15 protein-coding genes are annotated in these 18,136 nt (G+C 61.2%); 3 read left to right on the forward strand and 12 right to left on the reverse strand.

What is annotated here, in order from left to right:
* Nucleotides 1-2 precede the first annotated feature (2 nt).
* A complete protein-coding gene (gene asd / locus KGA85_RS00200) occupies nt 3-863 on the forward strand; it encodes an archaetidylserine decarboxylase (RefSeq protein ID WP_223461529.1) in 861 nt (286 codons plus the stop codon).
* Nucleotides 864-991: 128 nt separating this feature from the next.
* Here the strand turns inward: asd and serB are convergent, their stop codons facing one another.
* Nucleotides 992-2,206, reverse strand: a complete 1,215-nt coding sequence (serB, locus tag KGA85_RS00205; RefSeq protein WP_046039796.1) for a phosphoserine phosphatase SerB — start codon at nt 2,204-2,206, stop codon at nt 992-994.
* A 135-nt stretch (nt 2,207-2,341) separates the two neighbouring features.
* Between serB and KGA85_RS00210 the strand changes: the two genes are divergently transcribed.
* Nucleotides 2,342-3,853: an AhpA/YtjB family protein gene (locus tag KGA85_RS00210; protein WP_223542819.1), complete on the forward strand. Its 1,512-nt coding sequence runs from the start codon at nt 2,342-2,344 to the stop codon at nt 3,851-3,853.
* A 251-nt stretch (nt 3,854-4,104) separates the two neighbouring features.
* Here the strand turns inward: KGA85_RS00210 and KGA85_RS00215 are convergent, their stop codons facing one another.
* The 9 genes from KGA85_RS00215 to KGA85_RS00255 all read right to left on the reverse strand — a co-directional run bounded on the left by KGA85_RS00215 (nt 4,105) and on the right by KGA85_RS00255 (nt 13,805).
* Nucleotides 4,105-4,818, reverse strand: coding sequence for a membrane integrity-associated transporter subunit PqiC (locus KGA85_RS00215; RefSeq protein ID WP_223461525.1), 714 nt, complete (start codon nt 4,816-4,818; stop codon nt 4,105-4,107).
* 443 nt (nt 4,819-5,261) lie between these two features.
* Nucleotides 5,262-7,529 (reverse strand): DNA topoisomerase IV subunit A, encoded by a 2,268-nt coding sequence (parC, locus tag KGA85_RS00220; protein WP_223461523.1) that lies wholly within the window; start codon nt 7,527-7,529, stop codon nt 5,262-5,264.
* Between the two features lie 7 nt (nt 7,530-7,536).
* Nucleotides 7,537-8,061 (reverse strand): TIGR02281 family clan AA aspartic protease, encoded by a 525-nt coding sequence (locus KGA85_RS00225; RefSeq protein ID WP_223461521.1) that lies wholly within the window; start codon nt 8,059-8,061, stop codon nt 7,537-7,539.
* Nucleotides 8,058-9,047 carry an esterase-like activity of phytase family protein gene (locus KGA85_RS00230; protein WP_223461519.1) on the reverse strand — a complete coding sequence of 330 codons (990 nt, stop codon included), beginning with the start codon at nt 9,045-9,047 and terminating at the stop codon, nt 8,058-8,060. The genes KGA85_RS00225 and KGA85_RS00230 overlap by 4 nt, the downstream gene beginning before the upstream one ends.
* Nucleotides 9,047-10,951: a DNA topoisomerase IV subunit B gene (gene parE, locus KGA85_RS00235; RefSeq protein WP_223461517.1), complete on the reverse strand. Its 1,905-nt coding sequence runs from the start codon at nt 10,949-10,951 to the stop codon at nt 9,047-9,049. Before parE ends, KGA85_RS00230 begins: the two co-directional genes overlap by 1 nt.
* Nucleotides 10,952-11,001: 50 nt before the next feature.
* On the reverse strand, nt 11,002-11,610 hold the full coding sequence (locus tag KGA85_RS00240) for a YqiA/YcfP family alpha/beta fold hydrolase (protein ID WP_223461515.1): 609 nt from the start codon (nt 11,608-11,610) through the stop codon (nt 11,002-11,004).
* A gap of 206 nt (nt 11,611-11,816) precedes the next feature.
* Nucleotides 11,817-12,632: a 3',5'-cyclic-AMP phosphodiesterase gene (gene cpdA, locus KGA85_RS00245; protein WP_223461513.1), complete on the reverse strand. Its 816-nt coding sequence runs from the start codon at nt 12,630-12,632 to the stop codon at nt 11,817-11,819.
* Between the two features lie 112 nt (nt 12,633-12,744).
* Nucleotides 12,745-13,197, reverse strand: a complete 453-nt coding sequence (locus tag KGA85_RS00250) for a DUF1249 domain-containing protein (protein ID WP_007977461.1) — start codon at nt 13,195-13,197, stop codon at nt 12,745-12,747.
* Nucleotides 13,188-13,805 carry an NUDIX domain-containing protein gene (locus KGA85_RS00255; protein ID WP_008016925.1) on the reverse strand — a complete coding sequence of 206 codons (618 nt, stop codon included), beginning with the start codon at nt 13,803-13,805 and terminating at the stop codon, nt 13,188-13,190. Before KGA85_RS00255 ends, KGA85_RS00250 begins: the two co-directional genes overlap by 10 nt.
* 226 nt (nt 13,806-14,031) lie before the next feature.
* Between KGA85_RS00255 and KGA85_RS00260 the strand changes: the two genes are divergently transcribed.
* On the forward strand, nt 14,032-14,778 hold the full coding sequence (locus KGA85_RS00260; protein ID WP_223461511.1) for an RsiV family protein: 747 nt from the start codon (nt 14,032-14,034) through the stop codon (nt 14,776-14,778).
* On the opposite strand, the gene cytX is transcribed toward KGA85_RS00260, so the two are convergent.
* Entirely contained in the window at nt 14,747-16,039 is a 1,293-nt protein-coding gene (gene cytX, locus KGA85_RS00265) for a putative hydroxymethylpyrimidine transporter CytX (protein WP_223461509.1), read from the reverse strand. The genes KGA85_RS00260 and cytX overlap by 32 nt on opposite strands.
* A 188-nt stretch (nt 16,040-16,227) precedes the next feature.
* Nucleotides 16,228-18,117 carry a phosphomethylpyrimidine synthase ThiC gene (gene thiC / locus KGA85_RS00270; protein ID WP_223532254.1) on the reverse strand — a complete coding sequence of 630 codons (1,890 nt, stop codon included), beginning with the start codon at nt 18,115-18,117 and terminating at the stop codon, nt 16,228-16,230.
* Nucleotides 18,118-18,136 lie beyond the last annotated feature (19 nt).

The following is an 18,136-nucleotide window of genomic DNA, read 5'->3' on the forward strand; positions in this document are numbered from 1 at the left end:
TAATGAACAAGCGTCTGTTTATCATCAGCCAGTACCTGCTGCCCCACAACTTGCTCTCGCGACTGGCCGGCTGCATTGCCGAATGCCGCGTGCGCTGGTTCAAGAATGCCTTTACCACCTGGTTCGCCAAGCGTTATCAGGTGGACATGTCCCTGGCGCTGGTCGAAGACCTGACCGCCTACGAGCACTTCAACGCGTTCTTCACCCGCGCACTGAAAGACGGTGCCCGTCCGCTGGACGAGACCCCGGGCGCGGTCCTCAGCCCGGCCGACGGCGCGATCAGCCAGCTCGGCCCGATCGAGCATGGCCGCGTGTTCCAGGCCAAAGGCCACAGCTTCAGCGTGCTGGAACTGTTGGGTGGCGATGCAGCAAACGCTGCGCCGTTCATGGGTGGTGACTTCGCGACCATCTACCTGTCGCCGAAGGACTATCACCGCGTGCACATGCCACTGGCCGGCACCCTGCGCGAGATGGTCTACATCCCGGGTCGCCTGTTCTCGGTCAACCAGACCACCGCTGAAAACGTTCCGGAACTGTTCGCCCGCAACGAGCGCGTGGCGTGCATTTTCGACACCGAGCGCGGGCCGATGGCCGTGGTGCTGGTGGGCGCAATGATCGTTGCATCGATCGAAACCGTCTGGGCCGGTCTGGTCACGCCGCCGAAACGCGAGCTGAAAACCTTCCGCTACGACGAAGCCTCCCGCGCGCCGATCCACCTGGAAAAAGGTGCGGAACTGGGTCGCTTCAAGCTGGGTTCGACCGCCGTCGTACTGTTCGGGCCGGATCAGGTGAAGTGGGCTGAAGAAATGACCGCCGGTACTGCGGTGCAGATGGGTCAGGGCATGGGCTCACCAAAAGCCTGATCAACGCACATACCTGTAGGAGCGAGCTTGCTCGCGATGGACGTTAACGATGACGCGGGCAATCTGAATGCCCGCGTCGCCCCGCTGTTCATCGCGAGCAAGCTCGCTCCTACAGTAGTTTTGCGGTGTTACAGCTGGCCGTCCCGATCTCGGAAGCCCAGCAGATACAGCACGCCATCCAGACCCAGCGTCGAAATCGCCTGCTTGGCCGACTGTTTCACCAGCGGCTTGGCGCGGAACGCCACACCCAACCCGGCAATCGCCAGCATCGGCAAGTCATTGGCACCGTCACCGACCGCAATGGTCTGCTCCAGGCGCAAGCCTTCCTTGTGTGCCAGTTCCTTCAGCAAATCCGCCTTGCGCTGCGCATCGACAATCGGCTCGACCGCCACGCCGGTGACTTTGCCGTCGACCACTTCCAGTTCGTTGGCAAACACGTAGTCGATACCCAGCTTGGCCTGCAATTGCTTGGCGAAGTAGGTGAAGCCGCCCGACAGAATCGCGGTCTTGTAGCCCAGGCGCTTGAGTTCGGCGAACAGGGTTTCAGCACCTTCGGTCAGGCGCAGCGAGGCGCCGATGGAATCCAGCACGTTGACGTCCAGACCTTTGAGCAAAGCCAGGCGCTCCTTGAAGCTGGCGCGGAAATCCAGTTCACCGGCCATCGCCCGCTCGGTGATTTCCGACACCTTGTCACCCACGCCAGCCGCCTTGGCCAGTTCATCGATCACTTCGGCTTCGATCAGCGTTGAATCCATGTCGAACACCGCCAGGCGACGGTTGCGACGGAACAGCGAATCTTCCTGGAAAGCGATGTCGACGTTCAGTTCCTGGGCAACGCTGAGGAATTCGGCACGCAGCGCTTGCGGATCAGCCGCCTCGCCACGCACAGAAAACTCGATGCAACCCTTGCCCTTGTCGGCCGGCGTGTCCAGCGGCATGCGCCCGGACAGACGATCGATGTGGTCGATGTTCAGGCCATATTTGGCGGTGATCGAGCTCACGGCCTGCAACTGCCCGGCTGTCACCTTGCGGGTCAACAAGGTCACGATGTGGCGCTTTTTACCCTGGTTGCCGACCCACTGCTGGTAATCCACTTCGGACACCGGTGTGAAACGGACCTGTTGATCGAGCTCGTAACCCTTGAACAGGATGTCCTTGAGCACAGACTTGCCTTGCTCGGTGTCGGGAATTTCAACCAGGATGCCAAACGACAAGGTGTCGTGGATCACCGCCTGACCGATGTCGAGAATGTTCACACCACCCTGGGCCAGAACGCCGGTAATGGCCGCAGTCAGACCCGGACGGTCGACTCCCGTGATGTTTATCAGGACGATTTCGCGCAAGGCGCACCCCCGCAGGTGGAAAAAAACCGCATTCTACCCACTTTCAGTGACCATCGGGCACCGTGAGCGCTTTGACGGCCTAGGGCCTGTCGCTATACTGCGCGTCAACTCCACGGACAAAAGAGCCGAGCTCAAGTGAACCGGCCCACGCCAGTAAAAACCGACAACTTCTTCCTGCTGATCTTCCGGGCACTGCGCCACCGCCGTGTACCGATTGCATTGCGCATCGCCAGCCATAACGTGATCCTGGTCGCCCTGGCCCTGGTCATCTATGCCGGTGTGATGGGCCTGCAGTTCAAGCAGGCCATGCACGAGCAGGCGGATGCGCTGGGCGAAAGCCTGACCACGCAGACGGCCACCTCGGCCACCGAACTGTTGGTGTCCAACGACATCCTCAGCCTCAATGTGCTGCTCAATAACCTGACCAAGAACAAGCTGGTGGCCCACGCCGCCATCTACAGCCCGGACAACCGCATCCTTGCCGAATCCGGCCAGCGCCCCAAGCATGGCCTGCTGGGCGAAGCCGAGGGCATGTACCAGAGCAAGATCACCTTCCAGGACGTGACTGCCGGGCAATTGCGCATCAGCCTGGACATGGACCAGTTCCAGCAGCCGATGACCATCAGCCTGCAAAGCATGGGCATTCTGAGCGCCATCCTGCTGGCCCTGTCTTTGGCCCTGAGCCTGCGCATGGGGCGTTATCTCTCCACGCCGCTGCTGCAATTGCGGGTGTGGCTGCGCAATATCGATGAATACACCCCGGCCACCGACCGCCAGGACGAAATCGGCGACCTGGCGCGTCAGCTGCACGCCAACTTCGCCCCGGAGCCCGCCCCTGTGCCGGAACCGGAATTCGACGACATGGATGACGAAGCCGACCCGGCCTTCGAAGTCCGTAACCTGCGCGATCCGAGTTTCGACGAGAGCCGCCCGGTAGCGGCGCTCAAGCCAGCGCCACGGCAGATCGTCAGCACCGTCGAAGACGACGATGATAATGACCCGTTCGCCGATCTGCGCGACGAGTCGCTGGACAGCACCCCACAACCGGTGATTCGCAAGGCCACGCCGAGCGTGCCGCAACACAGCGCGGTACTGGCAGTGCAACTGGGCTCCCAGGAACAACTGCGACGCCTGCCGCGGGCGCGTCTTGAAGAACTGCTCGAACGCTATCGCGATTGCCTCGACCAGGCCGCGTCGCTGTATCAAGGCGAAGTGGAGACCTTGAACGATGGCAGCACGTTGATGCTGTTCCACACGGAAGACTGCGGTGACGATTACCTGACCAACGCCATTTGCTGTGGCGAGCTGCTGCGGGCCCTGGGCCACCAGTTGCAGATCGAAGTCGCGGACAGCGGCATCACCCTGCAATTGCAGCTGGGCCTGACCCTGGGCGACGAACTGTTCGGCCTGAGCCAGATCGACCTGCTGCTGACCGACCCCGCCCAGGACGCCCTCGCCTTGTCGCAACACAGCCGCAACCTGCTGCTGGTGGAGCGCAAGATCAGCGACGACGCCTTGATTCGCCAGCGCGCACGGATCCGTCCGATTGCCAGCCCTGAAGGTGCATGCTGCGTGGAACGATTGATGGAGCCGTATCCATCGATGCTTGAACGGCAATTGGCGCGGATGCATGAGCGTCGCGCTTAAGCCTTAGGCCCGGCCAAGTGAAGCCCGCAGATGAGCGATCGTCTGCGGGCTTTTTTGTTGCCTGTCATGACGCCTTCGCGGGCAAGCCCGCTCCCACATGGGACGTGGTCGTACACAAGATCTGTGTTCACAGAGATAATTGTGGGAGCGGGCTTGCCCGCGAAGAGGCCGGAACTGACGCCAGATATCTCCAACCTGCAGAAACAACAAAACCCGCATCAATGCGGGCTTTGTTTCAAATCCATCCTGGCTTAGAAGCGGAACACTTCCATATCCGTACGAATAGGCGCGGCCATCGGTATTTTCGGCTGCTTTTCCTGTTCTACCGCAGGTGCTGCCGCCTTGGCTGCCGGCTTGCGCGGGACGTCGGCGATCGGCGGCTGATTGGCCAGCGGCTTGAGCGCCACCGACAGTTGCTCGGCCAGGCGTTGCAGCAATACGCCCTGCGCCTGGACCTGAGCCGCCGTGCTACCGGCATGCTGTTCCTGCAAATGGATGATGCGGTTGTCGCGAACCTGCCCGCGACGGTCGATCAGGCGCCATTGCGCGTCGAGGATCGCCGGTTGTTTTTCACCCGAGTCCAGGCGTGTGATGGTCAGCAGCACCTGAACGTCCGGGGTGAAGCCCACTGTCGCCGGGGCCAGCACTACGCGCTGGCTGTCCAGGTGACCTGCGACCTGACGCAGCAGCAACTGATCGATATCCGACGAAAGGCTGCCAGCCCAACGACCGTCGGTCGAGGCTTGCAGGCTGCCATCCGGCTGACGCTGCAACAGGGTTTCGCGTTGCAGGTAGTCGGCCACGGTGACCGGCCCCAACAATACCGCCATGCCCGCGTTCTGTGCGGGCTGAACTGGACTACCAGCGTCCAGCTGATACAACGACACCGGTTGGTGAACGCTGCAACCCGCCAGGCCAAGAATGCCGGCGAGCAGAAGAATAAAAGGAAGGCGCAGAGCAGTCATCGTCCCATCCAGGTGATCGCTAAAAGGCTGACCACAGTGAAAATACTCAACAAATATGAAGAACGCGCGGCAATGCCGGCGTTTGAAAGGCCATATCATCCGTGAATATGCGTTCCGACTCCAGCGCAAAGCGCCGAACTACGGGTTAATTCGTAGTTCGGCGCTTCCAGGGGGCGTTCTCGCCTAGTTTCCCCACCGCGTTGTCGCCTTAAAGCGGGCCAGGCAAGGCGGAGGCCGCTGGTAATGGTTGCTCCCTTTCCAAGGACTCCAACGCAGCCTGGCCCGCTTTAAGGCACAACCCGAAGGGCCGGGCCTGCTGTTGTGCAGGGCTGTGTTGCTCGAAGCTTATTTGGAGTGACCAAACCTCGCTTCTCGCGCCTTGCCCTGCACAACAGCAGACCCGGCGCGGTGGGGAAACTAGTCGAGAACGCCCCCTAGGTCGCCTAATTGAGGTTTTCGACGAGCAGCGCATCTACCCGCTGGAAACCACGCGGCAATTTATTGCCACGACGACCACGTTCACCCTTGTAGTGTTCGAGGTCGTCCGCTTTCAGTGACAAGGTACGTTTCCCGGCCTGCAACACCAGTGTTGCACCGTCCGGCAATACGGCGATGTCCGTCACATACTCTTCACGACTGGCCACTCGCTCACCGGGAATCCCGATGATCTTGTTGCCTTTGCCCTTACCTAATTGTGGCAGGTCGCTGATTTTGAAGATCAGCAGGCGACCTTCGGTCGTCACCGACGCCAGCCAGTTCTGCTCACGATCGGCCACTGGGCGCGGCAGCATGACTTTGGCGTTGTTCGGTAGGCTCAGCAGGGCCTTGCCCGCCTTGTTCTTGGCCTGCAGGTCTTCACCCTTGACCACGAAGCCGTAGCCGGCGTCGGAGGCTATCACATACAGCGCATCGTCTTCCGGCATCAGCACGCATTCGAAACTCGCCCCTGGCGGCGGCGTCAGGCGACCGGTCAGCGGCTCGCCCTGGCCACGGGCCGACGGCAAGGTGTGGGCGGCCACCGAATAACTGCGGCCGGTGGAGTCGATGAACACGGCAAACTGGTTGGAGCGCCCGGCTGCCAGCGCCCTGAAACCGTCCCCGGCCTTGTAGGAAAGCCCAGTGGCGTCGATTTCGTGGCCTTTGGCGGAGCGAATCCAGCCTTTTTCCGACAGCACGACCGTCACTTTCTCGTTCGGCAGCAGATCGTGCTCGGTCAGGGCCTTGGCTTCGGCGCGCTCGACAATAGGCGACCGGCGGTCATCCCCGTAGGTTTCAGCGTCCTTGATCAGTTCGCTGCGCACCAGTTTTTTCAACTTGGCTTCGCTGCTCAGCAGGGCTTGCAGCTTGGCTTGTTCCTTGAGCAGTTCATCCTGCTCGGCACGCAGCTTCATCTCTTCCAGTCGCGCCAACTGACGCAAACGGGTGTCGAGGATGTAGTCGGCCTGGATTTCGCTCAGGGCGAAACGCTCGATCAGTTTGGCCCGTGGGTACTCCTCGGTACGGATGATGTGGATCACTTCATCCAGGTTGAGGTAGGCGATCAACAAACCGTCCAACAGGTGCAGGCGACGCTCGACTTTATCGAGGCGGAATTGCAGGCGACGACGCACGGTCTGCACCCGGAACTCCAGCCATTCGACCAGCAGCGCCCGCAGGTTTTTCAGCTGCGGCTTGCCGTCCAGGCCGATGATGTTGATGTTGACCCGGTAGCTCGACTCCAGCTCGGTGCTGGCGAACAGGTGCTGCATCAGCGCATCGTGGTCGAAGTTTTTCCGCGCACCCGGAATGATCACGATCCGGCACGGGTTTTCGTGGTCGGACTCGTCACGCAGGTCGGCAATTTGCGGCGCCTTGGACGGTTTGGCCTGCATCATTGCGGCGATCTGTTCCAGCACCTTGGCACCCGAGACCTGATGCGGCAGCGCGGTGACGATGATGTCGCCGTCTTCGATGTGATACACGGCGCGCATGCGCACCGAGCCCTTGCCGGTTTCATACATTTTCAGCAGATCGGCGCGCGGGGTGATGATTTCCGCTTCGGTCGGGTAATCCGGGCCCTGAATGTGTTCACAGAGCTGTTCAACCGTGGCTTTTGGCTCATCGAGCAAGCGCACGCACGCCGTGGCGACTTCGCGCAGGTTGTGCGGCGGTACGTCGGTGGCCATGCCCACGGCGATACCGGTGGTGCCGTTGAGCAGGATATTCGGCAAACGTGCCGGCAACACCAATGGTTCGTCGAGAGTACCGTCGAAGTTTGGCCCCCAGTCCGCCGTGCCCTGGCCCAATTCGCTGAGCAGCACTTCGGAATAACGCGACAACCGCGCTTCGGTGTAACGCATGGCGGCGAAGGACTTGGGATCATCCGGCGCACCCCAGTTGCCCTGGCCGTCGACCAGCGTGTAGCGATAGCTGAACGGCTGGGCCATCAGCACCATGGCTTCGTAGCAGGCCGAATCGCCGTGGGGGTGGAACTTGCCGAGCACGTCACCGACGGTACGCGCCGATTTCTTGTGCTTGGAATCGGCGTCCAGCCCCAACTCGCTCATCGCATAAATGATGCGGCGCTGTACAGGCTTCAGGCCGTCGCCGATATGCGGCAAGGCACGGTCCATGATCACGTACATGGAGTAGTTGAGGTAGGCATTTTCGGTGAAGTCAGCCAGCGAGCGGCGTTCTACACCGTCCAGGCTGAGATCAAGGGAGTCGCTCATGCGGGCCTCATCGGTTCGTTGTCTGGCGCAGCAGCATGGTGCCACCGCGCTGGGTAAATTCAAGTTTGTTCAGTGCGCTCATGCCGAGCAACACCTGATCGCCATGCAGCCCCGGGGCCACCAGTGCGCGTACATCCCGCAGCACGATGTCGCCCAGTTGCAGGCGTTCAATACGGGTGCGATAGCCCTGGCTCAGGCCATTGGCCGTGCTCAGGGTCACGCCGAATCCTTCTTCGAGCTTCAAACGCTTGGCCAGGTCCGCCGGAATCGACACATCGGTCGCGCCGGTGTCGAGCATGAAGTCCACCGGCTGGCCGTTGATCTGGCCGCTGACGACGAAATGCCCCTGCACATTGCTCACCAGTTTCACCTCAATGAAACCTTCGCCCTGCTCCGAGCTGACCACCACATTCGGATTTTGCTGACGCGCTTCCCACTGACCGAAAAACCGCGTGGCCAGAAACAGCGCCGCACACCAGGCCAACACCATAAACACCCGGCCGATGCGCTGACCCGGGGTTTGTTGTCTCATGGCTTGGCACTCCAGCCACCTTCCGGTGCAGCGAAGCGCCAGACCACCGGACGGACTTCGCCATCGGCGCGCGCGCCGAAGTTATTGTCGACACCGATCCAGGCGCCGTCGGCATCCACGATCAACGCTTCTTCCAGTCCGTAGTTCTGTGGATAACGACGGTTTTCCTGCAACAACTCGGCGGCGTACGACCAGCAGCGCTCGACCTTGGCCGTCTGCGGATCCCGGCGGCAGATCTGGTAGGCGTTGCGTTCAAGGGTGAACAGCTTGCCGTTGAACAGCGACAGGTCAGAGAAGTCCCGCGGCACGGCTTCGGCATGGGGAAACTGCTCGGGCTGCATTTCCATGCCCGCCTCGCTCAGCAGCACGCAGCCACCGTCGCATTCCCACAGGGTCTGTTTGCGCTTGATCATCAGCAATCCCCGGCCTTGCCGCTCGGCGGCGAACCACATCTGATCGCCCGCCTGATTGACCGCCAGCCCTTCGAACAGCGCATTGAATTGCAACAGCAGGCCTCTGGCCCGTGCCTCGCGAACCAGCATCGGCGAAATTTTCAGCCAGGCGGCAGGCCCCGTTGGCGGCACTTGCAAGACAGCGGCATGGCCTTCGCTGACGATGTAACGATTGCCGGCGCTGTCGCAGGTGATGCCTTCAAAGTCCAGATCACCGCCACGCACGAACGAAGCCCCCCAGACGCGAGACTTCAGCCCCCAAGGCAAACCGCTGTCAGGCACCAGCGGTACGTCGATGTGCACCGTTTGTGCCTGCCAGGCAGATTCGCTGGTATCGAGGCGGTAGATCTGGTCATCGTCGCGGTCGGAAACCGCCCACAGATCATGACCGCACTGCGCCAGCCCGGACAGGTTGCCTCCGCGCATGCCGTCGACGACATGCCCGGACAACAGGCGCAGCTGTGGCGCCGGCTCGGCAGATACCGTGATCGACGTCAGCAGCAACCCACAGGCCAGGGCAAAGCCCAGACGCATCAGCCCAGCACCTCGGCCAGGTTGCCCTTGGACTCCAGCCAGGTCTTGCGATCGCCAGCGCGTTTCTTCGCCAGCAGCATGTCCATCATTTCCGAGGTAGCCTCGAAATCTTCCAGGGTCAATTGCACCAGACGCCGAGTGTTCGGGTCCATGGTGGTCTCGCGCAGCTGCGGCGGGTTCATTTCGCCCAGCCCCTTGAATCGGGTGACTTGCGGCTTGCCGCGCTTCTTCTCGGCCACCAGGCGATCGAGGATGCCATCGCGTTCGGCTTCATCGAGGGCGTAGTAGATCTCTTTGCCCAGGTCGATGCGGTACAACGGCGGCATCGCGACGTAGACGTGACCGGCATCCACCAACGGGCGGAAATGCTGGACGAACAAGGCGCACAGCAAGGTCGCGATGTGCAGACCGTCGGAGTCGGCGTCGGCGAGGATGCAGATCTTGCCGTAGCGCAGCTGGCTCATGTCCGCCGCGCCCGGATCGACGCCGATGGCCACGGCGATGTTGTGCACTTCCTGACTGGCCAGCACTTCGCTGCCGTCGACTTCCCAGGTGTTGAGGATCTTGCCGCGCAACGGCAGGATCGCCTGGAATTCCTTGTCCCGCGCTTGCTTGGCGGAACCGCCGGCGGAATCACCTTCCACCAGGAACAGTTCGGAACGCATCGGGTCCTGTCCGGCACAGTCGGCCAGCTTGCCCGGCAGCGCCGGGCCTTGGGTAATGCGTTTGCGTTCGACCTTCTTGCTGGCCTTGAGGCGACGACCGGCGTTGTTGATCGCCAGTTCCGCCAGCAGCATGCCGGTTTCCGGGTTGGCATTGAGCCACAGGCTGAACGCATCCTTGACCACACCGGAGACAAACGCCGCCGCTTCACGAGAAGACAGCCGCTCCTTGGTCTGGCCGGAGAATTGCGGTTCCTGCATCTTCATCGACAGAACGAAGGCGATGCGCTCCCAGACGTCTTCCGGCGCCAGCTTCACGCCGCGTGGCAACAGGCTGCGGAATTCGCAGAACTCGCGCATGGCGTCGAGCAGGCCCTGGCGCAGACCGTTGACGTGGGTGCCGCCCTGGGCGGTCGGGATCAGGTTGACGTAGCTTTCCTGAACCGCGTCGCCACCTTCGGGTAGCCACAGCAGCGCCCAATCCACCGCTTCTTTATTACCGGCCAGGCTGCAGCAGAACGGCTCGTCCGGCAGGCGCTCGAATTCGCTGACCGCATCCACCAGATAGGAACGCAGGCCGTCCTCGTAATGCCATTCGACTTTCTCGCCGGTGGCCTTGTCTTCAAAGCTGACCAGCAGCCCCGGGCACAACACGGCCTTGGCCTTGAGCACGTGCTTGAGGCGGCTGATGGAGAATTTCGGGGAGTCGAAGTATTTCGGATCCGGCGCGAAGAACACGCTGGTGCCGGTATTGCGCTTGCCGACAGTGCCGACGATTTCCAGCTCGGTGGCCTTGTAGCCATCCTTGAAGGTCATCTGGTATTCGTTGCCATCACGCTTTACCCGCACTCGCACTTCGGTCGACAAGGCGTTGACCACGGAAATACCCACACCGTGCAAACCGCCGGAGAACTGGTAGTTCTTGTTGGAAAACTTGCCACCAGCATGAAGCTTGGTGAGGATCAACTCGACGCCCGAAACACCTTCCTCGGGGTGAATGTCCACCGGCATGCCACGGCCGTCGTCGCTGACTTCCAGGGAATGGTCGGCATGCAGGATCACTTGCACCGATGTGGCATGCCCGGCCAAGGCTTCGTCGACACTGTTGTCGATGACTTCCTGGGCAAGGTGGTTCGGCCGACTGGTGTCGGTGTACATGCCGGGGCGTTTGCGCACCGGGTCGAGGCCCGAGAGGACTTCGATGGCGTCTGCGTTATAAGAGCTAGCGCTGGGAGTGGCCATGGGGTCTCGTCGTCAGTGTTCGGTGAAAAAAGAATTCATGGGGCTATCGCTCACAATGCGGTGAAATCGATTGCCTGATACAAATCGGCGCCAATGCCGGCAAAACTCAACATGGCCGGCAATTGCCCGGCTAAACCCTGGAAACTGTGGTCGCCTCCGGCCTGGATACGCAAGGCGCATGCCCGGTAATACTGCTGGGCGAGGCGATAGTCCAGCGTTTCGTCAGCCGTTTGCAACCATACCTGATAACGCTGCGGCTCCTGGGGCGCCGGCACTTCCAGTTCGGCCAGGGCCGTCACATGGTCGTGGGTCATTTCCCAGGTCTCTTCGGTATACAGGTTTTTCTGCGTCCCCAGAAAGCCGTCGAACATCCGGTGCGGGCTGACGGCAGGGTTGATCAACAGGGCTTTCAAGCCATGGCGCTCGGCCAGGTGAGTGGCATAGTAGCCGCCGAGCGAGCTGCCGACCAGCAGTGGCCGCCCCAGCTCGGTAATCGCCCGCTCCAGCTGCTCGATAGCCTGGCGCGGGTGGTGGTGCAATGCCGGAACGCGCAAGTGTTCGCTCAGGCCCAGGCGCTCCATCACGTCGATCAACTGGCAGGCCTTCTTCGACAACGGCGAGCTGTTGAAGCCGTGGATATAAAGGATCGAACCGGACATTTGAGCTCCCTGTGCGTCGGCTAAAGAGGCGGAGTTTACAGGGACTCGGGAGAATCGGGGATATCCGCAGAATTCACGGCGTCTGTGTAGACGCCTTCGCGAGCAAGCCCGCTCCCACACTGGACCTGCGTCGGTCACAAGCCCCCCTGTGGGAGCGGGCTTGCTCGCGAAGGGCGCGACCAGGTTTTCCAGAAAAAATGAAAAAATCAGTAGCCGTTGGAACCGTAATCCACAGTGAAATCAAACCCGGTGACCCGCTCCACCCCGGTTTCCAGCCGCCCGTCGGGCAGCAGCCGCAACCAGCGATAGCCCGGTGCCTGTTCCCCGACCTTGAAATCCTCGCTGCCGGGCTCGAACTGGATGCAAGTCGAGGGCGAGGCGATCAAACGTACGCCATTGCGCATCTGGTCGATCTCCTGATGCACATGCCCCCACAACACCGCGCGCACCTGTTCGAAACGCTCCAGCACGGCGAACAGCGCCTCGGGATTGCGCAAGCCAATCGGCTCCATCCATGCGCAACCGATGGACACCGGGTGATGGTGGAAGCACACCAGATGATGACGTTCCGGCGCTTCGCTCAACGAGCGGGCGAGCAACTGCAGCTGTTCATCCTGCAAATAACCCGGCACCGAGCCTGGCACCGCCGAATCGAGCAACGTGACCCGCCAGTTGCCGATATCCACCACCGGTTCGAGCAAAGCGCTCTGCACCGCCGCCTCAGCCATGATCCACGGCTCATCGTGATTGCCGGGAATCCAGCGCGCCGGCGCATCGAGCTGGCGCGTCATGTCGCGAAACTGCTGGTAGGACTCCAGCGTCCCGTCCTGGGACAGATCACCCGTGGCCAGGATCAAGTCAATCCGCGGCTGTTGCGCGCGCACCAGCTCGATGACCTTTTGCAGGCTGTCGCGGGTATTCATGCCCAGCAACGCGCCGTCCGCTTCGGCAAACAGGTGGCTGTCGGAGAGTTGCACCAGCAACGCCGGATCGGCGGTGGTCAATGTGGATACGCTCGGCAAGGCGTTCTCCCAGGGCGTGATCACGGGGATGGGTAAGTGCCGCAATTATGCTGGGGGACGATCGAAAGGGGAAATCGTTGAACCTGACGCAGTTCACAACTGCGTTGCTCAATTACCGTACGACTTCGTACTCATGCCCCAGCGCCAGGCAATGGCTCAGCCATTCGCCCAGAAACATGTTCAGCTGGGCCTTTTCGTCCGGCTGGTGCATCGAGGCGTTCGGGTAAGGATAGATGCCGCGAAAGCGTCGTGCATGTTCGGCGCTGACCACTTCGGCCATGCGCGCGTCGTGATAGACCTGCACTTCCAGTTGCGGCACCGGCAGCCAGGGCAGGCTGTGTTCCTGACGCACTTGCAGGGTCGTGGTGTAAGGACAGGTCAGCAGCACCTCCAGTGCCAGCACACCGAGCATCTGGTCGCCATGGGTCACGGCGATGCGCCGCGCGGCAGGCTCGCTGCGCATGTCCGGCAGCAGTCGCATCAGGCGTGCGTAGTTCGCCTCGCAGGACGCTTGCAGCCCCACCAGGTCCACCCGATAGCGATCGCGCAGCTTGTTTACGACCATAACCCCCTCACTTCAACACGGTTCAAAGCCAGCCATTGCAAGGCAATGATGCTCGCCGCGTTGGCAATACGCCCGTCGCGCACGGCTTGCAGGGCATCTTCGAAAGCCCAGACCGTGACGCGAATATCTTCTGCCTCTTCCTCCAGCCCATGCAGGCCGCCAACCCCGGTGGTGTCACAACGCCCCAGGTACAAATGCACGAACTCGTTGCTGCCGCCCGGCGATGGAAAGTATTTGAGCATCGGCCAGAGCGCCCCGATTACCAGCCCAGCTTCCTCCTGCGCCTCGCGGTGAGCAACTGCTTCCGGCACTTCATCCTTGTCGATCAGACCAGCGACCAGTTCGATCAGCCACGGGTTGTCGGTCTTGCCCATGGCACCGACGCGAAACTGCTCGATCAGCACCACTTCATCGCGCTGCGGATCGTAAGGCAGCATGCATACCGCGTCATGGCGAACGAATACTTCACGATTGATCTCGCGGCTCATGCCCCCGGCGAACAATTCGTGGCGCAAGTGCACGCGTTCGAGTTTGTAGAAGCCCTCGTAGCACTTTTCGCGCCGCACGATATCAACGGCGGTCGGAATGGCGTTGGCAAAATCCGTCATGACTATCCTCTTTTACTGCAAATCCTGTTCGAGGCTGCTTTTTTTCCTGGGCCTCGACTTCGCGCCATCCTAACGCGCCCGTGACGTTTGATGCAGCCCCTTTCCCGTCAGCGGGATGGACGGTGAGGGCGAAACCCACTCTAATTAGCTTAGTGGCGAACTGACTGCTTTGTTGAGAGTCGAAGCCGGTAACTTTTTGCCTTCCCCTGTTTCAGAAAGGACGCTCATGTCGCTTTTCAAAATCGCCTCCGTGGCCGCTATCGCCCTGACCCTGGGCGCTTGCGCGAGCCTGTTCCAGCCCAACTACCGGACGCCGCTGGAAACCACCCGCGACGCCTCCGAGCAACTCAAGCCCGGTTGCAGCAACCCCGATTGCCCGCTGGTCAACATCGACACCCTGCACTTTGCGGACGAGCCTGCACTGGACGGCATCATCGAAAAACGCCTGCTGCAAATGACCCGCACCTCGCCCGACGCGCCGGTCGCCCCGACCCTGGCAGCCTATCGCGAAGAGTTTTTGCGCACCGCCGGCCCGCGCAACAGCAGCTACTTACAGGCAAAGGTACGTGAGCAGCATGACGGCTTGGTGATCGTCGAGTTGTCCAGCTATCTGGACACTGGCGGTGCCCATGGCACCCCAGGTCGAGGTTTCATCAACTATTCGCGCCAGCAGCATAAAGTGCTGACGCTGTCGGACATGCTGGTGCCGGGGCAGGAAGACGCGTTCTGGAAAGCCGCGCAGGTGGCACACAACAGCTGGTTGATCAGCACCAAGCTCGATCAGGAACCGGAGTTCGTGAAGAGCTGGCCGTTCCAGAAAACCCAGAACGTGGCGCTGACCTACGGTGGGGTGATCCTCAAGTACGAAACCAGCACCATCGCGCCTTACGCGCTGGGCCATGTCGAACTGAAGATCCCCTACCCTCGCCTGAACGGCATCATCAAGCCCGAGCTGTTTCCCGGCCGTAACTGAAGGCCCGGCCCAGCACTAGCTGGAGCAACCCTGCCACTACCAGTGCCGGCAGGGTTGCACCGACATCCGGATACAGGTTGGCCAACAAATGATAGGTGCTGATCCCGCCCAGCCAGGCGAGCAGTGCCGGCCAGCGCAGTGCGGCCGAGGCCACCTGGGCGCTGCGCTTGCGCAGAATGAAGTGGTCCACCAGCACCACGCCGAACAACGGCGCAAACACCGAACCGATCAGCAGCAGGAAGTTCTGGTACTGGGCCAACGGCGCCAGCAGGGCAATCAGCGTGCAGATAACGCCGATGGCCAACGCCAGATGCTCGACTTTGGCGCGCAACAGAATCCCGCTGGACACCGCCGCCGAGTGAATATCGGCAAAAGCGTTTTCCGATTCATCCAGAAGAATCAGCAGCAGCGGAATCCCCAGGCCGGCGCCGGCCAGCGCCAGCAGCAAGGCATTGACTTCACCGCTCGGCGCGAACGCCAGGGTGTAGGCCACGCCCAGGCTCATCAGCCAGAAATTACCGATGAAGAAACCGATGGCGGTGCCACCGAAGACGTTTTTCGCCCGTTTGCCAAAGCGCGAGTAGTCGGCGATCAGCGGCAACCACGACAGCGGCATGGCAATGGCGATGTCGAAACCCACGGCGAACGGCATCGAACCGTCACCGGCCTGGGCCCACAACGCGGCCAGGTCAGCCTTGGCGAACAGGTTCCAGGTCAGCCAGGTGCATGCGGCCAGCAGCAGCCAAATACCCCATTTGCGCAGGATCTGCCGCACGAACGTCAATGGACCGCTAACGGCCAACAAGGTCGCCAGTGCGCCGAAGAACAGCGTCCACAGAACGGGATTTGACAGCAGACTGCCTTCGCTGAAGGCCTTGGCGCCCAACAGACTGGCGGCATCGCGCATGACGATGATTTCGAACGAACCCCAACCGATCAGTTGCAGCAGGTTCAACACCGCCGGCAGGCTCGCGCCTTTGGTACCGAGGCTGAGCTTGAGCGCGGCCATCGACGACAGGCCGGTGTCACTGCCAATCACCCCGACCGCCGCCAGCAGCAGAACGCCGACCAGGGTGCCGAGAAAAATCGCCAGCAACGAACCGGACAAGCCAAGGCCTGGCGCGAGCAATGCGCCGGTCTGCAACACCATCAGGCCGATGCCGAGGGAGAACCATAAGGAAAACAGATCGCGGCCGCCGAACACACGTTTGTCGCTCGGCACCGCGATATCGGGAGAGTAAGTACTGGGTTGAATGCTCAAGGGTGTTATCTCAGAGGAACACATTTTGTTATTGGGAGTTTCGGTGTCTGAATTGGCGCTTTCGCGAGCAAGCCCGCTCCCACATTTGGCCTCTGTCATACACAAAATCTGTGTTCACAGGAGATCAAATGTGGGAGCGGGCTTGCTCGCGAAGACGGCACCAAAGGCACCGTCAATCCCAGGTCAGATCAAACTTTCTGGTAAAGCTGACTGCCTTCCTGCTTGAAGCGCTCGGCCTGTTCGGCCATGCCTTGGGCGACGTCCACGTCGACCGCTTCGATCCGTTGGTTGGCCGCGTACTCACGGACTTCCTGAGTGATCTTCATCGAGCAGAATTTCGGCCCGCACATTGAGCAGAAGTGCGCGACCTTGGCCGAATCCTTCGGCAGGGTTTCATCGTGATACGAACGAGCGGTGTCCGGATCGAGGCCCAGGTTGAACTGGTCTTCCCAACGGAACTCGAAACGCGCCTTGCTCAAGGCATTGTCGCGGATCTGTGCCCCCGGGTGACCCTTCGCCAGATCGGCGGCATGCGCAGCGATCTTGTAGGTGATGATCCCGGTCTTCACGTCATCCTTGTTCGGCAGGCCCAGGTGCTCCTTCGGCGTGACGTAGCAGAGCATGGCGCAACCGAACCAGCCGATCATCGCCGCACCGATACCGGAGGTGATGTGGTCGTAGCCCGGCGCAATGTCGGTGGTCAGCGGGCCGAGGGTGTAGAACGGCGCCTCGTCGCAGCACTCCAACTGCTTGTCCATGTTCTCTTTGATCAACTGCATCGGCACGTGGCCCGGGCCTTCGATCATGCACTGCACGTCGTGCTTCCAGGCAATCTTGGTCAGCTCGCCGAGGGTCTCCAGTTCGCCGAACTGCGCTTCGTCGTTGGCGTCGGCAATCGAGCCCGGACGCAGGCCATCGCCCAGCGAGAAGCTGACGTCGTAGGCCTTCATGATTTCGCAGATGTCTTCGAAATGGGTGTAGAGGAAGTTCTCTTTGTGGTGCGCCAGGCACCACTTGGCCATGATCGAACCGCCACGGGAGACGATGCCGGTCACGCGCTTGGCGGTCATCGGCACGTAGCGCAACAGCACGCCGGCGTGAATGGTGAAGTAGTCGACGCCCTGCTCGGCCTGCTCGATCAGCGTGTCGCGGAACAGCTCCCAGGTCAGGTCTTCGGCCACGCCGCCGACTTTTTCCAGAGCCTGGTAGATTGGCACCGTACCGATCGGCACCGGCGAGTTACGGATGATCCACTCGCGGGTTTCGTGGATGTGCTTGCCGGTGGACAGGTCCATGACCGTGTCCGAACCCCAGCGAATGCCCCAGGTCAGTTTCGCCACTTCTTCTTCGATGGACGAACCCAGGGCGCTGTTGCCGATGTTGCCGTTGATCTTCACCAGGAAGTTACGGCCGATGATCATCGGTTCCAGTTCGGTGTGGTTGATGTTGGCCGGAATGATCGCGCGGCCACGGGCGATTTCGTCTCGGACGAATTCAGGGGTGATGACTTTCGGTACGCTGGCGCCGAAGCTGTGGCCAGCGTGTTGCTGGTCCAGCAGGCCGGCGGCGCGGGCCACTTCCAGCTTCATGTTTTCGCGGATGGCGACGTATTCCATCTCGGCAGTGATGATGCCTTGGCGCGCGTAGTGCATCTGGCTGACGTTGGCACCCGGCTTGGCGCGGCGCGGGTTGTTGACGTGAGCGAAGCGCAGCTTGGTCAGCTCCGGATCGGCAAGGCGCTCCTGGCCGAAATTCGAGCTCAGGCCGCTCAGACGCTCGGTATCGCCACGGGATTCGATCCACGGCGAACGCACGTCGGCCAAGCCCTTGCGCACATCGATGATGACATTGGGGTCGGTGTAGGGGCCCGAGGTGTCATACACCACTACCGGTGCGTTGACCTCGCCGCCGAAGTCGGTCGGCGTCACGTCGAGGCTGATTTCGCGCATCGGCACGAGGATGTCCGGGCGAGTGCCCTGAACATAGATTTTTTGCGAGCGGGTAAACGGCTGAACCGATTGCTGATCGACCTTGGCCGAGTCACTCAGGTTGGTGGCGTTTTTTGCTTTTGTAGTCATCACGGGCTCTCCAGACACA

It is taken from the genome of Pseudomonas sp. GL-B-12, assembly GCF_019955895.1.
In the GTDB taxonomy this organism is placed as follows: Bacteria; Pseudomonadota; Gammaproteobacteria; order Pseudomonadales; family Pseudomonadaceae; genus Aquipseudomonas.